The organism is Kribbella albertanoniae (genome assembly GCF_004348455.1).
GTDB lineage: Bacteria > Actinomycetota > Actinomycetes > Propionibacteriales > Kribbellaceae > Kribbella > Kribbella albertanoniae.
Map to the genome: position 1 here is coordinate 54,372 of NZ_SMKA01000004.1, position 19,989 is coordinate 74,360.

The 19,989-nt window shown below is 66.4% G+C and carries 15 protein-coding genes and 1 tRNA gene; 5 read left to right on the forward strand and 11 right to left on the reverse strand.

The window, feature by feature from the left end; genetic code table 11:
* Positions 1-27 precede the first annotated feature (27 nt).
* Positions 28-672 carry a DUF305 domain-containing protein gene (locus E1261_RS02265; protein WP_132400971.1) on the forward strand — a complete coding sequence of 215 codons (645 nt, stop codon included), beginning with the start codon at positions 28-30 and terminating at the stop codon, positions 670-672.
* Between the two features lie 82 nt (positions 673-754).
* Here E1261_RS02265 and E1261_RS02270 read toward each other — a convergent pair whose 3' ends face one another.
* Together E1261_RS02270 and E1261_RS02275 are read right to left on the reverse strand one after the other, a co-directional pair.
* On the reverse strand, positions 755-2,032 hold the full coding sequence (locus E1261_RS02270; RefSeq protein ID WP_165952323.1) for an MFS transporter: 1,278 nt from the start codon (positions 2,030-2,032) through the stop codon (positions 755-757).
* The gene (locus tag E1261_RS02275) at positions 2,029-3,210 is read right to left on the reverse strand and encodes a PLP-dependent cysteine synthase family protein (protein ID WP_132400973.1); all 1,182 of its coding nucleotides are present in this window, start codon (positions 3,208-3,210) and stop codon (positions 2,029-2,031) included. The genes E1261_RS02270 and E1261_RS02275 overlap by 4 nt, the downstream gene beginning before the upstream one ends.
* A 697-nt stretch (positions 3,211-3,907) precedes the next feature.
* Between E1261_RS02275 and E1261_RS02280 the strand changes: the two genes are divergently transcribed.
* The 3 genes from E1261_RS02280 (at position 3,908) to E1261_RS02290 (ending at position 7,758) form a co-directional block, all read left to right on the forward strand.
* Positions 3,908-5,419, forward strand: a complete 1,512-nt coding sequence (locus E1261_RS02280) for a multicopper oxidase family protein (RefSeq protein ID WP_132400976.1) — start codon at positions 3,908-3,910, stop codon at positions 5,417-5,419.
* Positions 5,420-5,965: 546 nt separating this feature from the next.
* Positions 5,966-6,583: a DUF305 domain-containing protein gene (locus E1261_RS02285; RefSeq protein ID WP_132400979.1), complete on the forward strand. Its 618-nt coding sequence runs from the start codon at positions 5,966-5,968 to the stop codon at positions 6,581-6,583.
* Between the two features lie 137 nt (positions 6,584-6,720).
* Positions 6,721-7,758, forward strand: coding sequence for a C40 family peptidase (locus tag E1261_RS02290; RefSeq protein WP_132400982.1), 1,038 nt, complete (start codon positions 6,721-6,723; stop codon positions 7,756-7,758).
* Between the two features lie 65 nt (positions 7,759-7,823).
* On the opposite strand, the gene E1261_RS02295 is transcribed toward E1261_RS02290, so the two are convergent.
* From E1261_RS02295 to E1261_RS46795, 3 genes are read right to left on the reverse strand one after another with little or no spacing between them, the layout of a single operon-like run.
* Positions 7,824-10,124 carry a heavy metal translocating P-type ATPase gene (locus E1261_RS02295; protein WP_132400985.1) on the reverse strand — a complete coding sequence of 767 codons (2,301 nt, stop codon included), beginning with the start codon at positions 10,122-10,124 and terminating at the stop codon, positions 7,824-7,826.
* Positions 10,125-10,180: 56 nt separating this feature from the next.
* Positions 10,181-11,143, reverse strand: coding sequence for a hypothetical protein (locus E1261_RS02300; protein ID WP_132400987.1), 963 nt, complete (start codon positions 11,141-11,143; stop codon positions 10,181-10,183).
* A 47-nt stretch (positions 11,144-11,190) separates the two neighbouring features.
* Positions 11,191-11,484, reverse strand: a complete 294-nt coding sequence (locus E1261_RS46795) for a heavy-metal-associated domain-containing protein (protein ID WP_132400990.1) — start codon at positions 11,482-11,484, stop codon at positions 11,191-11,193.
* 267 nt (positions 11,485-11,751) lie between these two features.
* Between E1261_RS46795 and E1261_RS02310 the strand changes: the two genes are divergently transcribed.
* A complete protein-coding gene (locus E1261_RS02310; RefSeq protein ID WP_132400993.1) occupies positions 11,752-13,191 on the forward strand; it encodes an MFS transporter in 1,440 nt (479 codons plus the stop codon).
* Positions 13,192-13,485: 294 nt separating this feature from the next.
* Here the strand turns inward: E1261_RS02310 and E1261_RS02315 are convergent, their stop codons facing one another.
* The 6 genes from E1261_RS02315 to E1261_RS02340 all read right to left on the reverse strand — a co-directional run bounded on the left by E1261_RS02315 (position 13,486) and on the right by E1261_RS02340 (position 19,986).
* On the reverse strand, positions 13,486-14,796 hold the full coding sequence (locus E1261_RS02315; RefSeq protein ID WP_132400996.1) for a GNAT family N-acetyltransferase: 1,311 nt from the start codon (positions 14,794-14,796) through the stop codon (positions 13,486-13,488).
* 38 nt (positions 14,797-14,834) lie between these two features.
* Positions 14,835-15,224, reverse strand: coding sequence for a hypothetical protein (locus tag E1261_RS02320; RefSeq protein WP_132400999.1), 390 nt, complete (start codon positions 15,222-15,224; stop codon positions 14,835-14,837).
* Positions 15,221-15,709: a MarR family winged helix-turn-helix transcriptional regulator gene (locus E1261_RS02325; RefSeq protein ID WP_132401002.1), complete on the reverse strand. Its 489-nt coding sequence runs from the start codon at positions 15,707-15,709 to the stop codon at positions 15,221-15,223. Before E1261_RS02325 ends, E1261_RS02320 begins: the two co-directional genes overlap by 4 nt.
* Positions 15,710-16,650: 941 nt before the next feature.
* Positions 16,651-18,081 (reverse strand): helix-turn-helix domain-containing protein, encoded by a 1,431-nt coding sequence (locus tag E1261_RS46800; protein ID WP_132401005.1) that lies wholly within the window; start codon positions 18,079-18,081, stop codon positions 16,651-16,653.
* A gap of 217 nt (positions 18,082-18,298) precedes the next feature.
* Positions 18,299-18,371: transfer RNA gene (locus E1261_RS02335), tRNA-Lys, on the reverse strand.
* 70 nt (positions 18,372-18,441) lie between these two features.
* On the reverse strand, positions 18,442-19,986 hold the full coding sequence (locus E1261_RS02340; protein WP_132401008.1) for a phytoene desaturase family protein: 1,545 nt from the start codon (positions 19,984-19,986) through the stop codon (positions 18,442-18,444).
* Between the last annotated feature and the right edge of the window lie 3 nt (positions 19,987-19,989).

Consider the following 19,989-nt stretch of genomic DNA (forward strand, 5'->3'; position numbering starts at 1 on the left):
AGGCAGTCGATGGAAGGAACAATTCTTATGAAGCACATCACCCGTGTCCACGTCGCGGCGACCCTCACCCTGGCGGCCGGTCTGGCCCTGGCCGGTTGTGGCAACAGCGACAACGCCCAGCCAGGCGGTTCGACCAGTTCGTCTTCGATGCCGGGGATGAATCACGAGACGATGGCGCCTACGACGGCGGCCACGATGACAGCGCCGGTGGACCACAACGACAGTGATGTCGAGTTCGCGACCGGGATGATCCCGCACCACCGCCAGGCCGTGGAGATGGCCGACATGGCGCTGAAGCAGGCCAAGAGCGCGTCGGTGAAGCAGTTGGCGACGGCGATCAAGGCTGCGCAGGATCCGGAGATCCAGCAGATGTCGGGTTGGCTGACCGGATGGGGCAAGCCGGTCCCGAGCCCGGGCATGAGCCACTCCATGCCGGGCGGCGGCATGATGACCGAGCAGGAGATGACTGATCTCGGTAAGGCCAGCGGGGCGGCGTTCGACCGGATGTGGGTGCAGATGATGATCAAGCATCACCAGGGCGCGGTCGCGATGGCCAAGACCGAGCAGTCCTCGGGCGAGAGCGCGAAGGCGATCGAGCTGGCCAAGAAGATCGAGGCGGCCCAGAACGCCGAGATCGCCACGATGCAGAAACTCCTCAACCAGCTCCCGTAACCAGCGACCGCGACTGCGGCCGGGATCATCATGGGTGATCCCGGCCGCAGGGCGCCGGCCAGCGGCGATGATTGGCGTGGTGCTAAGAGGTCGTGGTGACGGAATGGCTGGTGGAGGTGAGGCGTCCGGTCCGGTGCAGCGCGATGATCATCACTGCACTGAGGGCGCCGAGCGTGGTGAGGGCCAGCCACGGCAGCCCGGGCAGTCCGTGATTGCGGGCCGTGTCGAGGGCTGCTCCGGTGAGTAGGTTGCCGGCGGTGATGCCGATACCGCAGATGGTGTTGTAGATGCCGTAATGGGTGGCGACCAGGCGGCCACCGGCGAGATTGACGATGGTGTCCATCTCGAACGGGAACGCGAGCATCGTGCCGATGGCCAGCAAGACCGCGGCGGCCAGTGACGGTGTCACTGCCAGCGCCCACAGTGCAGCCGGGTTGCTCGGCCGGGGCAGTGCGGCGGTGGCCAGCAAAGGCAGGAAGGCCGCTGCCATTGTCGCGACACCCAACGCCAAGGCGTACCCGGCGGGAATTCTGGCGCGGCACCATGCTGTGAGCCTGGTCTGCGCAAGCACGGTCACCAGGCCGGAGGCAACGAACAGTGCCGCGACGCCCAGGGTGGCTCCGGTGTCGTCGCCGCCGATGCGCCGCACCTCGAGCGGGAGCGCGAGATAGACCTGGAAGGACAGTACGTAGGAGCAGATCATCGCGGTGGCGAACAGCAGGAAGGGCCGGTTCGCGATAACGACACGCCACTGGGCCAGGATGCCCTCGTTGCTGCGGGTGCCCGCTTGTTGTGGAGGCAGTGCCCGGATCTGGATGATCGACAGTACGGCGAACACAGCGGCGGCCACCGCGCAGGTGAGCCGGAAACTGGCACCCGTGAGCGCCAGTCCGACCAGTGGACCGGCGAGGATCCCGGCCTGGTAGAACACGTTGAACAGTGCGAATGCCTCGACGCGCCGCGGCCCTGCGTCGACGGCGAGGTAGGCGCGGACGGCGGGGTTGAACAAGGCACCGGCCAGGCCGGTCGCTGCCGATGCGATCACCAGGGCGGGGACGGATTCCACCATGGCAAGCATCGCGAAACCAAAAGTCCGCAGCACACATCCGGCCACGATGAGTGGCTTGTAGCCGAACCGGTCGGCCAGCGCGCCACCGAGGGCGAACAGACCCTGCTGGGAAAGGTTCCTGACGCCAAGTACCAAGCCGACAAGCCAGGCGGCCAGGCCAAGGGTTCCGGCCAGATGCTGGGCCAGGTAGGGCATCAGCATGTAGAAGCCGAGGTTGATGGTGAACTGGTTGACCAGCAGCAGCCGTGTCACAGTCGGCATTCCCCGGTACTGGGTGACCAGTTGTTTCATCGGCTGGTCACCGCCCCCGCCGGTTCGGCGCCGCGCCGGCCGGCCGGAGTTGATTCGGTGCGCGGGTCGACGACCGTGGCGCACCGGGTCCACCGGTGCGGCACCGCGGATGTGGGATGGGCGAGCTCATCGGGATGGAGCGCTGGTACGGCGCCGGTCAGGCTGTGCCGGGTGCAGTAGTCGTCGCTGAAGATGGTGTCCCAGTAGCGTTGTGGCCCGTCGGGGAACACCGCGGCGATCCGGGTCCCGGCCGGTGAGGTGCGGGCGATCCAGTCGGCGACCAGACCGACCGCACCGACGCTCCAGCCGCCGGTGGTGCCGGCGTTCGCCGCGAGCCGGCGGCATGCCCAGACCGCCTCGCTGGGGGCGACCCAATGGATCTCGCTGAAGGTGGAGTAGTCGACGTTGCCGGGGTAGATGCTGCTGCCCAGTCCTCGCATCAATCGGGTGCCCGCGGGCTGCCCGAAGATGGTGGACCGGATCGAGTCGACCCCGATGACCGTCAGGTCCGGGCAGTGGTCGCGCAGGACACGCGACACTCCGGCGGAGTGGCCACCGGTGCCGACGCTGGCGACCAGCACATCGACGCGGCCGACCTGTGCGAGCAGTTCGGTGGCCAGTCCTGCGTAGGCGTCGACGTTGTCGAGGTTGTGGTACTGGTCGGGGCACCACGCTGAGGGGTCGATGGCGAGGAGTTGCTGGACCCGGTCGCGGCGGGCTTGCTGCCAGCCACCTACCGGATCCGGGGCCGCGACCATGTCGACGGTGGCTCCGTGGGCGCGCAGCATGTGGACCACCAGGGGTTCCATGCCGGGATCGGTGACAACGGTGACGGGATGCCCGTAGACGATGCCGGCCAGGGCCAGGCCGAGCCCCAAGGTTCCGCTACTGGACTCGATGATGCGGCCTCCGGGCCGTAGATCACCGCGATCGCGGGCGCAGCGGACCATGTGGAGCGCGGCGCGATCCTTCATCCCGCCGGGATTGTGGCCTTCCAGCTTGGCCCAGTAGCCGTGCTCCCTCCCTGTGTCGTGAAGGACGTCGCCGATCCACAGCGTGGGGGTGTTTCCGACGATCCCGGCCGGGGTACGCCAAGCGATACCGGCTGACACCGCCGCCGTACCGGTGGCTGGTTCTGGGTTTTGGGCGCGCCGAGGCGCCATCGTAGTGCTGTTCATGTCGTGCTGTCCCTTCGAGGCCCCTCGCGTCTGGCGCGGCAGGGGGAAAACACTGACAAAGGTCTCGGTCCGGCAGTAGGGCCGGCGAAGGAACCGCTATATGCGCAGCAGCGAGAACTGTGCGACTGGCGACCGTGGCGGTCGGGAAGCAGACCTGTCACAGGAGATGGGAGATTGTGCGGCGCGGACAGCCAGCCACGGCCGCGGTGTCGATGTGGCCGGCAGCGGTCCGGGAGAATCACCGGACTGGGCGAGGAATGCGTCGTCCGGTCCGGTAGCGGCGCAGTGAGTGCCGGACTCGCCCGATGTGTGGTCGAGGGCCGGCTCTGCCGGCTCGTGGTCCGCCGCGACCGAGTGCGAATGATGGCTGTGATGGTCTGCTTCTGCGTAACACCACAGGCCGCCTCCCAGCATCAGGGCCAGCGCCGCGACAAGGGAGACCGCAAGCCAGTGCCGGATACAGCTCCCCAGGTCGGTCACACGATGCATCCTAGCGAGTTCTTTGAGTAATCAAAGGCTGATGATCAGGACACCAAGGCCGGGGCCGCGAGAATCACCACCTATCTACTATGTTGATTAGTAGTTGGGTGGTGATCTGCGTCAGATCGGGGAGCTCAATCGCGGATGGGAGGGAGGCGGTCGCGTTGCGCCTCCCAGGCCTGTCGCCGCTCTCCACGCCTCTAGAAAGGGTTCGTACGTGAGCAGCATCACCCGCCGGTCCGTTCTGTTTGCCGGACTTGGCATCACCGGGGCCGGCGTACTGGGCGGCTGCAGCCAGCCCAGCAACAACACCTCCACCGCTGCTCCTTCGCTGCTCAGCCCGTCCGGTCCAGAGGTGGAAACGGTCGACGGCGCTCGGGCCAGCTCCGGCAAAGAAAACCACCTCATTCTGACCGCAGCCGCTACCACTGTGGACCTAGGCGCCGGCGTCATCGCCAAGACGTGGGCCTTCGACGGTCGCACGCCGGGCGAGGCGATCCGGATCTCGGCAGGAGACACGCTCGTCGCGGGGTTGTCGAACCGGCTTCCTGACCAAACCGCAACGTCGATCCACTGGCACGGTGTTGCCCTGCGCAACGACATGGATGGTGTCCCGCCGGCCACACAGGCAACGGTGGCAGCCGGTGACTCGTTCACCTATCGATTCATCGCACCAGATCCAGGGACATACTTCTTCCATCCGCACGTCGGTGCGCAACTGGACCGCGGCCTGTACGCACCCCTCGTCATCGAGGATCCGAAAGAGCCCATGTCCTACGACGACGAGTGGATCGTCATCCTGGACGACTGGATCGACGGGGTCACCGGGACACCCGATGAGGTGTTCGCCGAACTCAAGCAAGGCATGGCCGGGATGAGCGGTATGGCGATGCGTTTCATGCTCGGTCGCGCAGACAGTGAACTACTCGGTGGCGATGCCGGCGACGTGAAGTACCCGCACCACCTGGTCAACGGGCGCGTCGCCGCCGATCCGGCCGTCTTCAACGGCAAGCCCGGATCGAGGATCCGGCTGAGAATCATCAACGCGGGCTCGGACACCGCCTACCGGGTCGCGCTGGCAGCACACAAACTGACCATCACACACACCGACGGCTATCCAGTCCAGCACCAGCAGGTCGACGCACTACTGATCGGCATGGGCGAACGCTACGACGTACTGGTCACCCTCGGCGACGGCGTCTTCCCGCTGGTCGCCCTGGCCGAAGGAAAGAACCAGACGGGCCGGGCGTTGGTGCGCACCAGTGCAGGTCGTGCTCCAGTTGCAGGCTTTCGCCCAGCCGAGCTGAACGGCCTGATTCTGACCGCCTCCCGGCTCAACGCCGCCGACCAGGCCCGCCTCGCACCGTCCAGCGTTGACGTCACGCATCAGGTCAAGATCACCGGCGGTATGGACGCCTACGACTGGTCGATCAACGGCAGCCGGTTCGACATGGCCAATCCCACCGCTGCGCCCCTGCTGGTCCGCCACGGACAGCGGGTGCGGCTCGACTTCGTCAACGACACCACCATGTGGCACCCCATGCACCTGCACGGCCATACCTATCAGCTCGGCGATACCGGACCCCGCAAAGACACCGCGATCGTGCTGCCGAAAACGACTCTGACGGTCTTCTTCGACGCAGACAATCCGGGCCAATGGTTGCTGCACTGCCACAACGCCTACCACGCGGAGGCTGGAATGATGGCGCTGGTGGGCTACCAGCAATGACCGGCACCGCCTGCGATGCCATCCGGTCGATCTCGTCGGGGCACTGGACACGATGATTTAGGATTGCGCGCATGTCGAAGGACGTCACACAACCGCCACGGTGCGGCGCCCGCTGGGGCGTTGCCGGTGTGTTGTGTGCCCTGATTCTCGGCATCGTCGGGCTTCTCGGCCTTGAGACGCACTGCTCCGAGCCCGCTGCAGAGAGCGGTTCTCATGCCGTCGCGCACGTGCCTTCCCACGCCGGCATCGATGCACATGCTGCCGCATTCCGAACCGGAAACTGGATCGAGCCGGCAAGTCCCACGAGTGGCGGCGACCTGATCGCCTGTGCGTTGTTCGTGGGCTTGGTCGCGCTGCTCTTCGCGGCGGTCCGTGCCCGGCGGCCGAGTGCTAGTTGGCTGGTACCTGCGGTCCGCGGTCGGCTGGTCCAGCCGTGGCGAGTGTGCTTGTTGTCAATCTCTGTGAGGACGGTTTCGCCGCTGAGGTGCTGAGCGACAGGGCACGTTTCGACGCCCTGCACGCTCAATACACCACTCAGGAGTTTCCATGCGCACCTCGTGCGCGCTGCGCTGTTTCGTTGTTGCCACGACAGCTGCGCTGGCTGTCGTCCTGGCAGGTTGCGCGGACATCGGAGCTGATTCCGGTGAGACTTCACACCTGCCCGTCAACGCTGTCGATATCGCCTTCGCGCAGCGAATGATGGCCCAGCACCGCCAGGCGGTGGACATGTCTGCGCTCGCTACGACCCGCAGCAAGAACAGCGCAGTGATCCAGCTGGCAAGCACAATTGGCCGCACACACGCGGACGCCATCGGCGAACTTGACGGGCTCCTCAAGGCTTGGGGCCCAACAGAACAGCCGACATCACCACCGGCTTCGGATCCTGGCCCGGCCGGCGCTACTCCGCCAGTTGCTGTGTCCGGCGTGATCGTTGAAACCGATCTCGCGCGCCTGCGGGCGTCGTCCGGTGTGGTGTTCGACCAGCTGTTGTTGGGCCTCTTGATCGATCACCACCGCGAAGACGTCTCGACCGCCCGGCTGGAGCAGGAGGCGGGGCAAAACCGCCGGGCCCGTGGCATCGCCGACCGTATCGAAGCTGATCACACTGCGGAGCTCAGCGAAATGCGGAAGCTGCTCAGCTCTCTCGGCACCGTGTCACGCTGAACCACTACTCGCAAAAATCCTCACTTGTACTTGCCCCTGCCTGCGTCTGCGGAAGATCACGCGACCACGGCAGACGTGAACTTTGAGAAGGGACCTGCCAGACCATGTTGAACGGTTGGAGGCGCCGCCCGGTACGGGTGGCATTGCCTCTCATTACTGCTGTCGTCGTCGCGGCTGCTCTGGGGCTTGCCGGGGGTTCGGCCGCGGCAGAACCGAAGCCGACCCTCGCCGAGGCCAGGAAATCAGTCGCGACCCTGCAGCATCAGGCCGAGGAAGCCGGCGAGGCAGCCAACGACCTGACCGGTCAAATCACCGCTGCTCGTCGCAAGGTTGCTGCACTCAACGAAGGCGTCGGCCGCCAGCAACGTGAGGTCCAGCAGATCGGTCGCCGGATCGGCCTCCTGGCGGTGGCGAACTACCAGCGGTCGCAGATGACGACGACCGCCCAGCTCCTCCTTTCGAGCGATCCCGACCAGTTCCTGAAACAGGCTTCGACGGCTCAGGCCTACGCGGGCCAGCAGACGGCAGTCTTGCGCCGGTATCAGAACGCCAGCGGCAAACTTGCCGATCTACAGAGCATCGAGCGGTCGGAGCTGCAAGCTTTGGCGGCGGTGCAGGCCAAGCAGAACGAGCTCAAGGCGAAGATCACCTCGAACCTGGCGGCAGCTGACAAAGTGCTGGCCAAACTGACGGACGCCGAACGTGATCGGCTCGCGGCCGAGGACGCCGCCGAAGTGCAGCGAGAAAAAGACGAGGCCGAGACGGAGCGACGCCGTACCAGCCGCGACGGTGAGCGCACTGCCGGACCCGACGTGCCTGCATCGGGACGGGCGAAGGCCGCGGTCGTCTATGCCTTGGATCAGATCGGTGACCCGTACTTGTGGGCTGCCGCGGGTCCGGACTCGTTCGACTGTTCCGGGTTGACGATGTCGGCCTGGGCCAAGGCAGGGGTCGCGTTGTCGCACTCGTCGAAGGCCCAGTACAACGAAGGACGCCGCGTGAGCCGGGCCGACCTGATGCCCGGGGACTTGTTGTTCTATTTCACTCCCATCTCCCACGTGAGCATGTACATCGGTAACGGGAAGGCGGTCCACGCGAGCCGTCCTGGCAAGCCTGTCCAGATTGACCCGGCATTTGGGCAGATGCCGTACGTCGGCGCTGTGCGCCCTGGCTGAAGCCGCAACCGAGCGTTCCCTCATGGAGGAGGTCCAGGAGGGAACGCGGCGAGCTGATGAGAACCTCAGCGGCGTGGTGCGGCGTGGTCGGTGAGGGGCCGGAACCGACGCAGTCGCAGGCTGTTGCTCACGACGAAGACAGAACTGAACGCCATTGCGGCACCGGCAAGCATGGGGTTCAGCAAGCCGGCTGCAGCTAGCGGTAGAGCGGCGACGTTGTAGGCAAAGGCCCAGAACAGATTGCCCTTGATCGTGCCCAGGGTGCGACGCGACAGCCGGATGGCGTCCGGTGCGGCGCGCAGGTCTCCGCTGACCAGCGTGAGGTCGGCGGCTTCGATGGCGACATCGGTTCCGGTGCCCATGGCCAGGCCGAGATCGGCCTGGGCCAATGCCGGTGCGTCGTTCACGCCGTCGCCGACCATGGCGACGGTTCGCCCTTCATCTTGCAGCCTGCGGACGACATCGACCTTGTCCTTCGGGAGCACCTCCGCGATGACCTCGTCAATGCCCACCTCGGCTGCGACGGTGTGGGCCACTGCAGCGTTGTCGCCCGTGAGCAGCACGGGCGTCAAGCCCAAGGCGCGCAACTGCCGGATTGCCTGCGCTGAGGTCGGTTTCACGGTATCGGCGACGACGATGATGCCGCGCGCGGCGCCGTCCCAACCGACCGCGACTGCGGTGCCCCCGGCTGCTTCTGCCTTCGCCTTCGCGTCCGCCAGTTCGGTAGGAAGGTACTGCGACCATTCCTCCAGCAGCCGCGGGCGCCCGACCAGTACGGCGTGCGAGTTGCCGTCGACCAGGACAACGCCTTGTACGCCGAGGCCCTCGAGGTTGGAGAACCCTTCAACGGCGGGTAATTCGCCGGTCCTCTCAACGGCGGCGGTGGCAATAGCCTGGGCGATCGGGTGCTCGGAAGCGTGCTCCAGAGCTCCTGCCAAACGCAGTACCTGGTCGGCGTCCTCGCCGGTGGCAGGAATGACCTCGGTGAGGGCCATCTTTCCGGTGGTTACCGTGCCGGTCTTGTCCAGTACGACGGTGTCGATCCGGCGGGTGGATTCGAGCACCTCCGGACCTTTGATCAAGATGCCGAGCTGCGCGCCACGGCCGGTACCGACCATGAGGGCTGTCGGGGTCGCCAGTCCGAGGGCGCAGGGGCAGGCGATGATCAGGACCGCGACGGCCGCGGTGAAGGCGGCCGCAAGTCCTGAGCCCGTTCCGATCCAGAATCCAAGGGTGCCGATAGCCAGGGCGATCACGATCGGGACGAACACCCCTGAGACGCGATCGGCGAGCCGCTGCACCTGTGCCTTGCCGGTTTGTGCGGCCTCGACGAGTCTGGCCATCTGGGCGAGTTGGGTGTCAGCCCCGATCCGGGTGGCCCGGACGACGATTCGGCCGCCGGCGTTGATGGTGGCGCCGGTGACGGTGTCGCCAGGGCCGACCTCGACCGGTACTGATTCGCCGGTGAGCATCGATGCGTCGACCGCGGACGAGCCTTCGGCAATCACACCGTCGGTGGCGATCTTCTCTCCCGGACGAACGACGAACAGGTCCCCGGCGGTGAGTTGGTCGGTGGCGATCCGCTGCTCTTGGCCGTTTCGCAGTACGGAGACCTCTTTGGCGCCGAGCTCCAGCAGCGCTCGCAGGGCTGCTCCGGCACGGCGCTTGGAGCGAGCCTCGAAGTACCGCCCGGCCAGGATGAAGGTCGTCACCCCGGCGGCCGCCTCGAGGTAGATGTTGCCCGCGCCGTCGCTACGTCCGATGGAGAGTTCGAACGGGTGCGTCATGCCGGGTTCGCCGGCGGTGCCGAAGAACAGCGCGTACAGGGACCAGCCGAGTGCGGCGAGCGTGCCGACCGAGATCAAGGTGTCCATCGTCGACGCGCCGTGACGCAGGTTGGTGAAGGCGGCCTTGTGGAACGGCCAGGCCCCCCAGGCCACCACGGGCGCAGCGAGCGTTAGCGAGAGCCACTGCCACGAGGTGAACTGCAGCGCAGGGATCATCGCCATAGCGATGACTGGCACGGTCAGCGCGAGCGAGATCAGCAGCCGTTGCCGCAGTGAGCGGGTCGGGTCGACTTCTTCGGGGCTGCCCTCAGCTGGTTCGGTGCCGGCCGGAGCCGGCGGAGTGGCGCTGTAGCCGGTCTTCTCGACCTCGGCTACCAGGTCGGCGACGGCGATGTCGCCGGTGAACCGGACAAGCGCCTTCTCTGTCGCGTAGTTGACCGACGCGGTGACGCCGTCGAGCTTGTTCAGCTTCTTCTCGATCCGCGACGCGCACGAGGCGCAGGTCATGCCGCCGATCGCCAACTCGATCTTCTCCTCGCCGCCAAGCGGCGGGGCCGAGGTGTTACCGACGGAACTCATGATGGAGATCTCCTTATTAGATAGCGAGTCGTGCTCGAGCGGGGGACTGAGGTTGCTCAGCCGTGGCCGCCGCCGTTGTGCCCGTGACTGCTGGCCGAGGCGGTGGGGGTCGGCGTTGTGGTGGATGGATTGGGTGACGTTGTCGCAGTACTGCCGGTCGTGGTGTTGACGGTGAACTCGGCCGTCCGGACTTTGCCGTTGTGCTTGAAGTCCAGGTAGAGCCGGTAGCCTCCGGTGCTCGGGGTGGTGGCGTAGAAGGTGATGTCGGGTCCGGGGTTGGTCTTTCCGTCGCCGGGTGCGCCTGCGGGGTGCACATGGAGGTAGGCGAGGTCGCCATCCCGTAGCGCGACCAGATGGCCATAGGCACCTAGGTACGGCTGCAGATCCGTGATCGGCTTGCCATCCTTGGCGATCGACAGCTTGAGTTCGGATTCGCGGCCGGGTGAGAGACCGCCGGTCAAGGTGACCGTGTAGCCGTCGACCTGGGCGGTGTCGCTCTGCGGCGGGAGCGGCTTGGGCTCGGAGACGCCGGACACTGCGAGGTCGGCGCCGAGGACGAGATTCTCGCCGCCCGCTGGGACGAAGTCGGCGAACACCCGCCACTGCCCGGAGGTCAGTGCCACCGGAACGCTCCAGCTCCCGCTACCGTCCAGTTGAGGATGGAGGTGCTGGAAACCGGAGAGATCGCGGCGCACCGCGATCAGGTGCAAGTCCTTGTCATGGCTGCGGTCGTAGGCGGTCACAGGCCGGCCATCGGGGCCTAGTACAGAGAATCGAAGCTGGGTCGTGGGGCCCGCCGGCAGCTGGTCGTTCGCGAGTGCCAGCGTGAAGCCTTTGTCGGAGATCATCAGTCCTCCAGGGATCTTTTCGGTGCCGGCGGTGGTCGCCGCCGACGATGGGTGGTGCACCTCTGGTTCGGCCGGGCCCACCGGCCCGACGAGGGCGCCGACGCCGACCGCGCCGCCGAAAACTGCGGCCAGGCCGGCGACAAAGGTCGCGATCTTGGTGGGGGTCTTCATTGCTCAGTCCTCGTCAGGTCGGTGGTGGTCGAGATTCCGGCGGCCGGTCAGGCGTCGACGAGCTGGTAGCCCGCCTCTTCGACCGCAGCCCGTACTACGTCGCGGCCGACCGGCCGCTCGCTGGTCACCGTCACCGAGCCGCTCGCCAGGTCGACATCGACGGCGCTGACACCGTCGATCCGGCTGACCTCACTCGTGACGGAGCTGACGCAGTGGCCGCACGTCATCCCGGTCACTGAGAACACGGCGGTCTCCGCGGCGGCAAAGGGGTCGGTCGTGGTCTCGGACGTGGTCTCGGTCGTTGCGGTGTCGGCGGTGCCGCAGCTGCAGGCGTTGCACATGTCAGGGTTCCTCTCGATCGGTTGACGCGATGAAACTTATACCCCCTATGGGTATTGATCAAGTCCCGTCTTCAAGAGGTCTCGCCATCGCGCCGAAGATCTGGAAGCTCAGTCAGAGAACGATGTCTTCCGTGAGGCTGCCTCAGCGCGTGTTGGTTGCACGACGAATCAAAGATACCTATACCCCCTTGCGGTATCAGATCTGGCCTGTTAAGTTCCAGCTCGATCCCGGTACCCCTAGGGGGTATCAGAAAGGAATGGGTTGTCATGAGTACTTCAGCTGGAGTCACCCGCTCGACGCCTCGGCGCTGGTGGGCGCTGGGCCTGATCGCCGCGGCGCAGTTCATGGTCATCATGGACACGTCGATCATCGGAGTCGCGCTACCAGAGATACGGGCTGACCTGGGTTTCACTCCACAGACGCTGTCCTGGGTGTTCAACGCCTACGTGGTCGCCTTCGGCGGCCTGCTGCTCCTCGGCGGACGGCTGTCCGACCTCTTCGGGGCGCGCCGGATCTTCTCGGCCGGCTGGATCGTGCTGCTGGTGGGATCGGTTCTCGCCGGTGCAGCGAACGGCGTCGGCCTGGAGTTAACCGGCCGGGCGGTCCAGGGCGTTGGCGCGGCATTGATCGCCCCATCAGCGCTGACGTTGCTGATGATGCTGTTCGGTTCTGAGCCCAAGGAGCTGACCAAAGCACTGGCCCTCTATGGCGCGGCCGCGCCGGCAGGCGGTACGGCTGGAGTGTTTCTCGGTGGAGTGATCACCGAGTACGCGAGCTGGCCGTGGGTGTTCTACCTGAACGTCCCGATCGCCATCGCCGTCCTGCTGGCCACCCCGGCCTTGATGCCGGCCGCTGCCGCTCGACGTGGAAGTGTTGATCTCGTCGGCGCACTGACTGCCACTGGCGGCATCGGCGCTGCTGTCTACGCGATCGTTCGGGCACCGGAAGCAGGTTGGGCGAGCGCTGAAACGCTGCTGGTCGGACTGGCTGCTATCGCGCTGCTGGTCGCCTTTGTGGTGGTCCAGGCCCGTCGGTCCGAACCTCTGATGCGGCTCGCGATCTTCCGTGCACCGAACCTGGCCGCGGCCAATGTCGCCCAACTGTTGCTGGGGGCGGCCTGGGTGCCGATGTGGTTCTTCCTGAACCTCTACCTGCAACAGGTTCTCGGCCTGAGCGCGTTCCCGAGTGGTTCGGCTTTGTTGCCGATGACGACGTTCATCATGCTCGGCATGATCGTCGCAGCTCCGCGCTTCATCGCCCGCTTCGGTCCCAAGCGGACGCTGGTGACCGGCATGACCGTCCTCACTGCGGGCCTCGCGGCGCTGTCCCTGGTCCGGTCGGACGGATCGTTCTGGGTCGACGTCCTGCCGGCTTCGCTGATCGCCGCCGCCGGAATGTCGCTAGCCTTCATCCCCAGCCTCGGCATCGCCCTGTCCTCGGCGCGGCCGGAAGAAGGAGGCCTGGCCTCGGGAATCGTGAACACCAGCTATCAGATCGGCTCGGCCCTCGGCCTGGCCGCCATGACCGCGGTCGCCGCAGCCGCCGGCGCCGACCAACTCGGCGACGCCGGTGCCCTGACCGGCGGCTACTCGGCCGCCTTCCTCGGAGCCGCCGCCGTCGCCGCAGTCGGCGCGATCCTCGCCGCCGTGACGGTGCGCATCGCCAAGCCCGCCACCACCAAGGAGACCGCAGATGCACTGAAGTGACTCTCACAAATGTGACCCGATAGCAGCACCGCGCCGGCCAGACCCACTCACTCCAGGGTCAGACCGGCGCTTTGCTGTCGCATCGCGCTCACCCACGTCGCGGACATCAAGGTTGCGATTCGGACCTGCCTCGCAGTGAGAAACAGGGGTCGCCGTGACACTGACGGGCTGACGATCGACATCTCGTCACGAGCACTGGCTCTACAAACGCTCGATCGTCAAGGCCGTGCAGTGGCCGCCCGCACGGCAACCTTGGACTCGAGCGTTATTCGGCCGGCCAACTTCGCTCGTTGATCAGTTACAGGGCCAGATTTGAACAGGGACGCGCGGGAATGCCGCGGTCAGGAAGTGTTCGGTGAGGCGGTCGCGGGGCAGGCAGTCCGGCCAGTTTTCCAGTACTTCGGGCAGCGCGCGGTGGCCGAGGGCGAGCTGGAGCAACGCGCTCGGCGGGATGGCGGCGTGGGTGTCTGGGTCGGTGGCCGGACTGATCGCGCCGCGGGTGGCGGTCACTGCCGTGAGTTCTCCGTTCGTGAACTCGAGCCGGGCGGCGCGGCCGTACAGGTCGATGACCATCGTCGATTCGGGCCATCGCAGATCTGCCGCGCGCCAACGGGCCCGCAGTACTGGTTGGAGCCGGGCCAGCAGATCGACCGGGTCGCCGGTTCGGACGTACCACCCTCTGGCGCGCCTCGGTACGCCGGGCGGGCCTAGCCGGACCAGTGGGTGGTCCGGGGTGAGGATGGGACGGATGCCGGTGAACGGCTGCTCGGCCGATGCCTGGTACTGCCAGCCCACTCGGGTCAGGTGAGCTTGCACAGGCGCGGCGGCTCGTGGCCAGTCAGCCGGCTGGCTGCAGGCCGCCGCGAACACCATCAACTCACCGGCGCCTGAAAGCCGAGCACCGTAAACCACGTAGCCGCGTACGTCGGTGCCATGAGCCAGTACTGCGACCACGCGACGGCCGAGGTCGGCCGAGCTGCGCCCGGCAATCTCATGTCGCCACAGCGGCGCACCTCTCGGGCAAGTCAGGGCGGCGCTGTCGGCGACTCGCTGGTCGATGGCGGCGAGGGCATCCGAATCGTCGACAGTCGCGGGCCGGACCGTCAGATCATCGGGGGACTCGATGGCAGGCGGGGCGGCGGCGGGCGCTACCGCGGCGCCGTCGTTGGCCAGGGCGTAGTCGTAGCCGAGCCGCCGATAGAAGTACGGGATGCCCTCAATGATCTGGACGGGCACACCGTCGGCCGCGTGCTGCTCGTGCAGGGCGGCAAACAGTCGTTCAGTAAGGCGGTTCCCGCGGTGCTCCGGCGCCGTTCCGACCAGCTCGATCTGAGCTACCGGCAGTCGCAGTCCCGCCAGGCTCCAGCTCTGCCGCAGACCTACGAGACTGGCCACCGGCCGGCCGGTGGCCGACTCCTCAGCAACCAGGAAGTCGGCGGGGACGACCGAGGGATGACCGACCAGCAGTCCTTCGACCCAGGCCGCGATGCCGGGGTGCGGCTTCCCAGCGGTAATCCCTTGAAGCTGCACCGACGCCTGCAACCGAGCAAGCTCCGTGGCGTCGGAAGCTCTACCAGGCCGGATTGTGTAGTGAGCACTTGCCATGCTTGACGGAACTCCTGAGCCTTCTAGTGACGTGGATATCAGCCGTGGTGACGCGTGTGATCACCGGAGACCGGTGCCGACGGGGACGGGTGAGGCTCCGGTGAGTCGTTCAAAGCGCCTCGTAGTACGGGACCGATCAGGAACGTCGATACGGCGAACATGGCGGCGAAGAGGGCCACCGCGACGCTCGGCGCCCACCAGTTGCCGAAACGGCGTCGCAGCCGGAGCAGCATGGGCAGCATCGCAACCAGGCCGAGGGCGCCGAACAGCACTGTTCCGCCGAGGCCGGCGAGCAGCGCAGTACCGGCAAGCAGGCCGACGTGGTGCAGTAAGTGTGGAGCTAGACCGAGCGCGGCGCCGAGCACCGCCCCGACTCTCCAACGACCGCCACTGCGATGAGTCGGCCCAGCATCGGCGGCGGCGGTCACGCGGTCCCCGCTCGGGGCGTCGACGACTGGCCGGCCTGTTGCTCAGATCCGGCGGCCGCCTCGACCAACGTCGTGAGCGCGTCGATCACCACTGGGCGCTGGTTGGCCGGGATGTTGTGCAGCAGTTCCTCGAAGCGAGCCGCACGGGCCGCGGCCAGTTGACCGGCAGCGCGGCGACCTTCCGGAGTCACCTCCAGCCAAACCAGCCGAGCGTCGCCGTCATGCTCGGCGCGCCGCACCCAGCCCCGACCAATCAACTGGCCCACCAGACGGCTGACGGTGCTCTTCTCCAGCCGCAGCCGCTGGGCCAGCGTGCTCTGCGTCAGCGGCCCGTCGCGGTCCAGTTCGCCGAGCGCGTGAGCCTCCGAAGTCGGAATTGGAGTTCCGCATGGAGTCTGGTCTGGCTGATGTAACCCGAACGCCCGCACGAACGCAGTGATCCGGCCTTGCAGCACCAGGCCCTGGGCAAGATCCTCATCCGGCATGGTTCGACCATACAACTAATTAGTTCGACGATACAACTGATTCAAGATCTTCTGCCGCGTTGCTGAGCATGAGTCGCCGGCGCCGCACGAGTGACCATCCTTGTTTTCGCCCGCCTCCTAAGACCAGTTACCCGCCGACTGCGGAGTTCGTGCGCCTGTACAACCTTCCTCACCCGCCGTACACGAGCACGATCTGCCCAGTGACCGGCGGCCCATGCCCATGAACGTGCCGAGGGCAGCGCGGCCACTGCCCGCCGGGTCTATGCACTGACCTGTCAATGGATCTGTCGATGACCCGGTGTCCGGTCGAACGAGAGTTGCCAGCGATCGAGACGCCTTGGAAGTGCGAGTGCGGACTTGCCGCAGAGGACCGCGTGGGATGCTCGGGTCTGCACGTCAGCGGGTTCGCCAGTCGTTGGTGTGAGCGACGTAATGGCTCCGACGGAGTCATGTATCAAGTCATACCCCTTGAGGGTGCTGAAGGGTTCGATTAGATACACGACTCGGCCACCCGCCGCCCCCAAAAAAGTACACACAAAAGTACACAAAGCGAGAGCTCCCCAGTGACCCCTGACGAACCGACCTGAGCCCCAAATAGTCGGTCGAATCCCAGCTATACAAGGCCTTTCGCCGCCCAGCAGCCTCCTGACCAGGCATTATGTCGCGGATCCTCGAATAATGAGCACGTCGGCAGTTCGATAGTCGGGAATCGTCAGCGCCAGGCTCGGTGCTGAGTCGCCGACTGTCGCGCGAGCACCTCTCAGCGAACTGCAGCACTCCAGACGCCCAGAGGTGGCAGAGCTAACGCCGTCTGGCAGCCGCTAATCCGCCGACGCAGCTCCGAACCACTGTCAATGGCGCTGTCAGTGAACGAGGTCCGCAATCTGCCATTTCAGGCACTCTAGACACCGGGCGTGCGCCCCCAATTACTGTGTATCCGGTTAGGTGAGGTCGAGGTCGCCGAAGGCGTTGTCTAGGGCTTCGGCGGCGGCTGGGTTGGCTACTTTGCGGCCCATGTAGACGTCTTGGGTGATGGAGACTTTGGCTTGGCCTAGTTGGTCGGCTACTTGGCGGGCGGTGTGGCCGGCGTCGTCTAGGGCGGTGGCGGTGGTTTTGCGGAGGGCGTGGGAGCGGATCCAGGAGAGACGGTCGGAGTCGGCGGGTTGGGAGGCGGCTTCGAGTTCGGTGAGTAGGTCTGGGGTGTCTGCCAGGTTGAGGCCGTAGGCCGTGACGAGCTCGTCGAGTAGCTCGGTGGTGGGTTTGATGCGGCCGGTCTCGAGGAGCTCGACTCGGTGCTGTGGCCAGCCGATTGTTGCGGCGACCTGTTGGCGGGTCTGTTTGGTGGTGCGGCGGAGGGCTCGGAGGGTGAGGCCTAGGTTGCGGCGGGCGGTGCTGCCGATGGGGGAGAGGGCGGTTCGGAGGTGGCGGCGGGTGTTGGAGGGGTCGCGGAAGCTGCCGTTGGCGTCGGGGAAGATTGGGGCGTCGAGTCGGAAGCCTGCGGCTTGGCGAGTGCGGAGTACGGCGATCAGCCACTGGGGGAGTGGGAGCGCTCGTTGGCCGGCTGCTGACTTGGTGGTCTTGCGGAGGAGGCCTTCACCGCGGACTCGGACAATCGTGTGAGTGATCTCGACGGTGCCGGCGTCGAGGTCTACCTGGGACCAGGTGACGGCTAGGGATTCGCCGATGCGAACGCCGGTGCCGAGCATGAAGGCGACAAGGTCGGGGAGGTCTGCATCGACGGCGCGTGGGTCGGCGGCGAGGCTGCGACGGAGGAGTGTGACTTCCGCGGCGGTGAGGGCGCGGGGTGGGTTCTTGGGGGCGCTCTCGATGGGTTCGATCTCGCGCATGGGGTTGACCGAGATGGCGCCGTAGCGGACGGCGAGGCTCATCGTGCCGGAGATGATGGCGCGGGCGGTTTTGGCGGTGGAGGCGCCGGCTTTGTCGGTGATCTTGGTGATGACTTTGTCGAGGCGTTGGGTGGTGGCTTCGCCGATGCGGAGTTGGGCGATGGCGGGGCGGATGTGGTTGCGGATGACGCGTTCGTAGGTGTCGTAGGAGGTGGGGGAGCGTTTGCCGATCTCGACGAGCTTCTTGAAGCGTTTCTCCCACAGATCGATCAGGTCGCCGACCTTGTGCATCGCCGTCAGTTCGCCAGTGCCGCCGGTTCTTGCGCGGTCCTTGAGCTTGGAGAGGAGCGCCTGCTCGGCGGCGGACTTGGTCCGGCCGGTGGCGGTGACGTCGCGGACGTGGCCGTCGTGGTCGCGGAAGTTGGCCTTGGCGGTGTGGCCGAGGGGCTTGCCGTTGGCGTCGACCTTGGTGATCGAGGTCGAGATCTTGCCCCAGGATCCGATTTGCAGCGGTGGTCTCGCCATCTCATGCCTCCAGCTCGTCTAGGAGCTGGATCAACGGGGCTGAGGTCGAAGATTTCGAGAAGTCGGCAACGACGCTCACCGATGTGACATGACGCACAGTCACGAACACGTAGACCGTCGGCTTCTGCCGGAGACGGCAAAGAGGTGAGTAAAGGGTGAGTCGGGCAACACGAAGGCCCGGTGCACATTGCGATGTGTGCCCGGGCCTGCATGTTTGTGCGCCGCCAGGGACTCGAACCCCGAACCCGCTGATTAAGAGTCAGCTGCTCTGCCAATTGAGCTAGCGGCGCATGTTCTTTTGTGGTCTTGCTTGCGAACGAAGAGGAGCTTAGCAGGGGATTTGGGGAGATGCGAAATCGGTTATCGGGTCAGGATCGTCATGGCGGCGTTGTGGCCGCCGAGGCCGGAGACGGCGCCGCCGCGGCGGGCGCCGGAGCCGCAGATGAGGAGGTTGGCGGTGTCGGTTTCGGTGCCCCAGCGGCCGATGGTGGTGTCGTCGGTGGACCAGGGCCACTGGAGGTCGCCGTGGAAGATGTGGCCGCCGGGCATGCCGATGGATTCCTCGATGTCGTACGGCGTTTTGGCCTCGATGCACGGGTTGCCGTCGGCGTCGGTGGCGATGCAGCCGGCGAGCGGTTCGGCGAGGTAGGACTCGAGGCCGGCGAGGGTACGGCGGGTGGCTTCGGCGCGGGCGGAATCGTTGTCGGAGGCAAACAAACGGGCGGGGAAGTGGACGCCGAAGACGGTCAGGGTGTGGTGGCCGGAGGCAATCAGCTCGGGGGACAGGATCGACGGGTCGGTCAGCGAGTGGCAGTAGACCTCTGAGGGCGGTACGGCGGGGAGGGTGCCACCGGCTGCGGAGCGGTACGCGGTCTCGAGCTGGGTGTAGTCCTCGTCGATGTGGAAGGTGCCGGCGAAGGCGCGGGTGGGGTCGTCGCCGGAGCGTAGGGCGGGGAGGCGGGAGAGGAGGAGGTTGATCTTGAGCTGGGAACCCTCGGGCTTAACCGAGACCTCACGACCACGCAGCGTGTCCAGAGTGGTCGGTGCGACATTGGCCAGCACGTAGGAGCAGTCCACCGAGCGCTCTCCGTCGCCGCCGAGCCAGGTGACCGAGCCGCGTACGCCGTCGACCTCGACGGAGGTGACCGAGGCGTTGGTGACGAGTGAGGCGCCGGCTCGGCGAGCTGCGGCGGCCAGTGCGTCGGTGACGGCGCCCATGCCGCCGACGGGTACGCGCCACTCGCCGGTGCCGTTGCCGATCAGGTGGTAGAGGAAGCAGCGGTTCTGGATCAGGGACGGGTCGTGCAGTCCGGCGAAGGTGCCGATGACGGAGTCCGTTGCGACTACGCCCCGGACGGTGTCGTCGGTGAAGCGGCGTTCGACGGACTCACCGAAGGGGTGCTCGACCAGCTCGTCCCAGAGTGCGGGGTCGACCCGGGAGCGCAGTGCGGCGGCGGACTGCAGTGGTTCGAGCAGGGTGGGCGCGATGGCCGAGGCCAGTTCGCCGACTGCACCGTAGAAGGCGGTCCAGGCGTCGTACTCGGCGTCGCTGCCGGTGAGCCGCGCGAACGACTCCCGGGTCGCCGCACCCTCCGGGCGCTCCACCATGAGGCCGAGGTCGCGACCGGAACGACGTACTGGTGTGTACGACGCCACTGCGCGTGAGCGGAGGTCCAGGGACAGGCCCAGGTCGGCCACGATCTTGTCGGGGAGCAGGCTGACCAGGTACGAGTAGCGCGACAGGCGCGCGTCGACGCCGGGGAACACCTGCTGGCTGACGGCAGCACCACCGGTGTGGGGCTGCTGCTCGAGCACGAGCGTGGACATGCCCGCTTGCGCCAGGTAGGTGGCGGCGACGAGGCCGTTGTGCCCGCCACCGACGATCACGACGTCGTAGAAGTCCATTGT

What these genes read in the sequence shown, in the direction of transcription:
- E1261_RS02265 (WP_132400971.1), top strand. Translation starts at nt 28, where the DNA reads ATGAAGCACATCACCCGTGTCCACGTCGCGGCGACCCTCACCCTGGCG.
- E1261_RS02270 (WP_165952323.1), bottom strand. Translation starts at nt 2,032, where the DNA reads ATGAAACAACTGGTCACCCAGTACCGGGGAATGCCGACTGTGACACGG.
- E1261_RS02275 (WP_132400973.1), bottom strand. Translation starts at nt 3,210, where the DNA reads ATGAACAGCACTACGATGGCGCCTCGGCGCGCCCAAAACCCAGAACCA.
- E1261_RS02285 (WP_132400979.1), top strand. Translation starts at nt 5,966, where the DNA reads ATGCGCACCTCGTGCGCGCTGCGCTGTTTCGTTGTTGCCACGACAGCT.
- E1261_RS02295 (WP_132400985.1), bottom strand. Translation starts at nt 10,124, where the DNA reads ATGAGTTCCGTCGGTAACACCTCGGCCCCGCCGCTTGGCGGCGAGGAG.
- E1261_RS02300 (WP_132400987.1), bottom strand. Translation starts at nt 11,143, where the DNA reads ATGAAGACCCCCACCAAGATCGCGACCTTTGTCGCCGGCCTGGCCGCA.
- E1261_RS46795 (WP_132400990.1), bottom strand. Translation starts at nt 11,484, where the DNA reads ATGTGCAACGCCTGCAGCTGCGGCACCGCCGACACCGCAACGACCGAG.
- E1261_RS02310 (WP_132400993.1), top strand. Translation starts at nt 11,752, where the DNA reads ATGAGTACTTCAGCTGGAGTCACCCGCTCGACGCCTCGGCGCTGGTGG.
- E1261_RS02315 (WP_132400996.1), bottom strand. Translation starts at nt 14,796, where the DNA reads ATGGCAAGTGCTCACTACACAATCCGGCCTGGTAGAGCTTCCGACGCC.
- E1261_RS02325 (WP_132401002.1), bottom strand. Translation starts at nt 15,709, where the DNA reads ATGCCGGATGAGGATCTTGCCCAGGGCCTGGTGCTGCAAGGCCGGATC.
- E1261_RS46800 (WP_132401005.1), bottom strand. Translation starts at nt 18,081, where the DNA reads ATGGCGAGACCACCGCTGCAAATCGGATCCTGGGGCAAGATCTCGACC.
- E1261_RS02340 (WP_132401008.1), bottom strand. Translation starts at nt 19,986, where the DNA reads ATGGACTTCTACGACGTCGTGATCGTCGGTGGCGGGCACAACGGCCTC.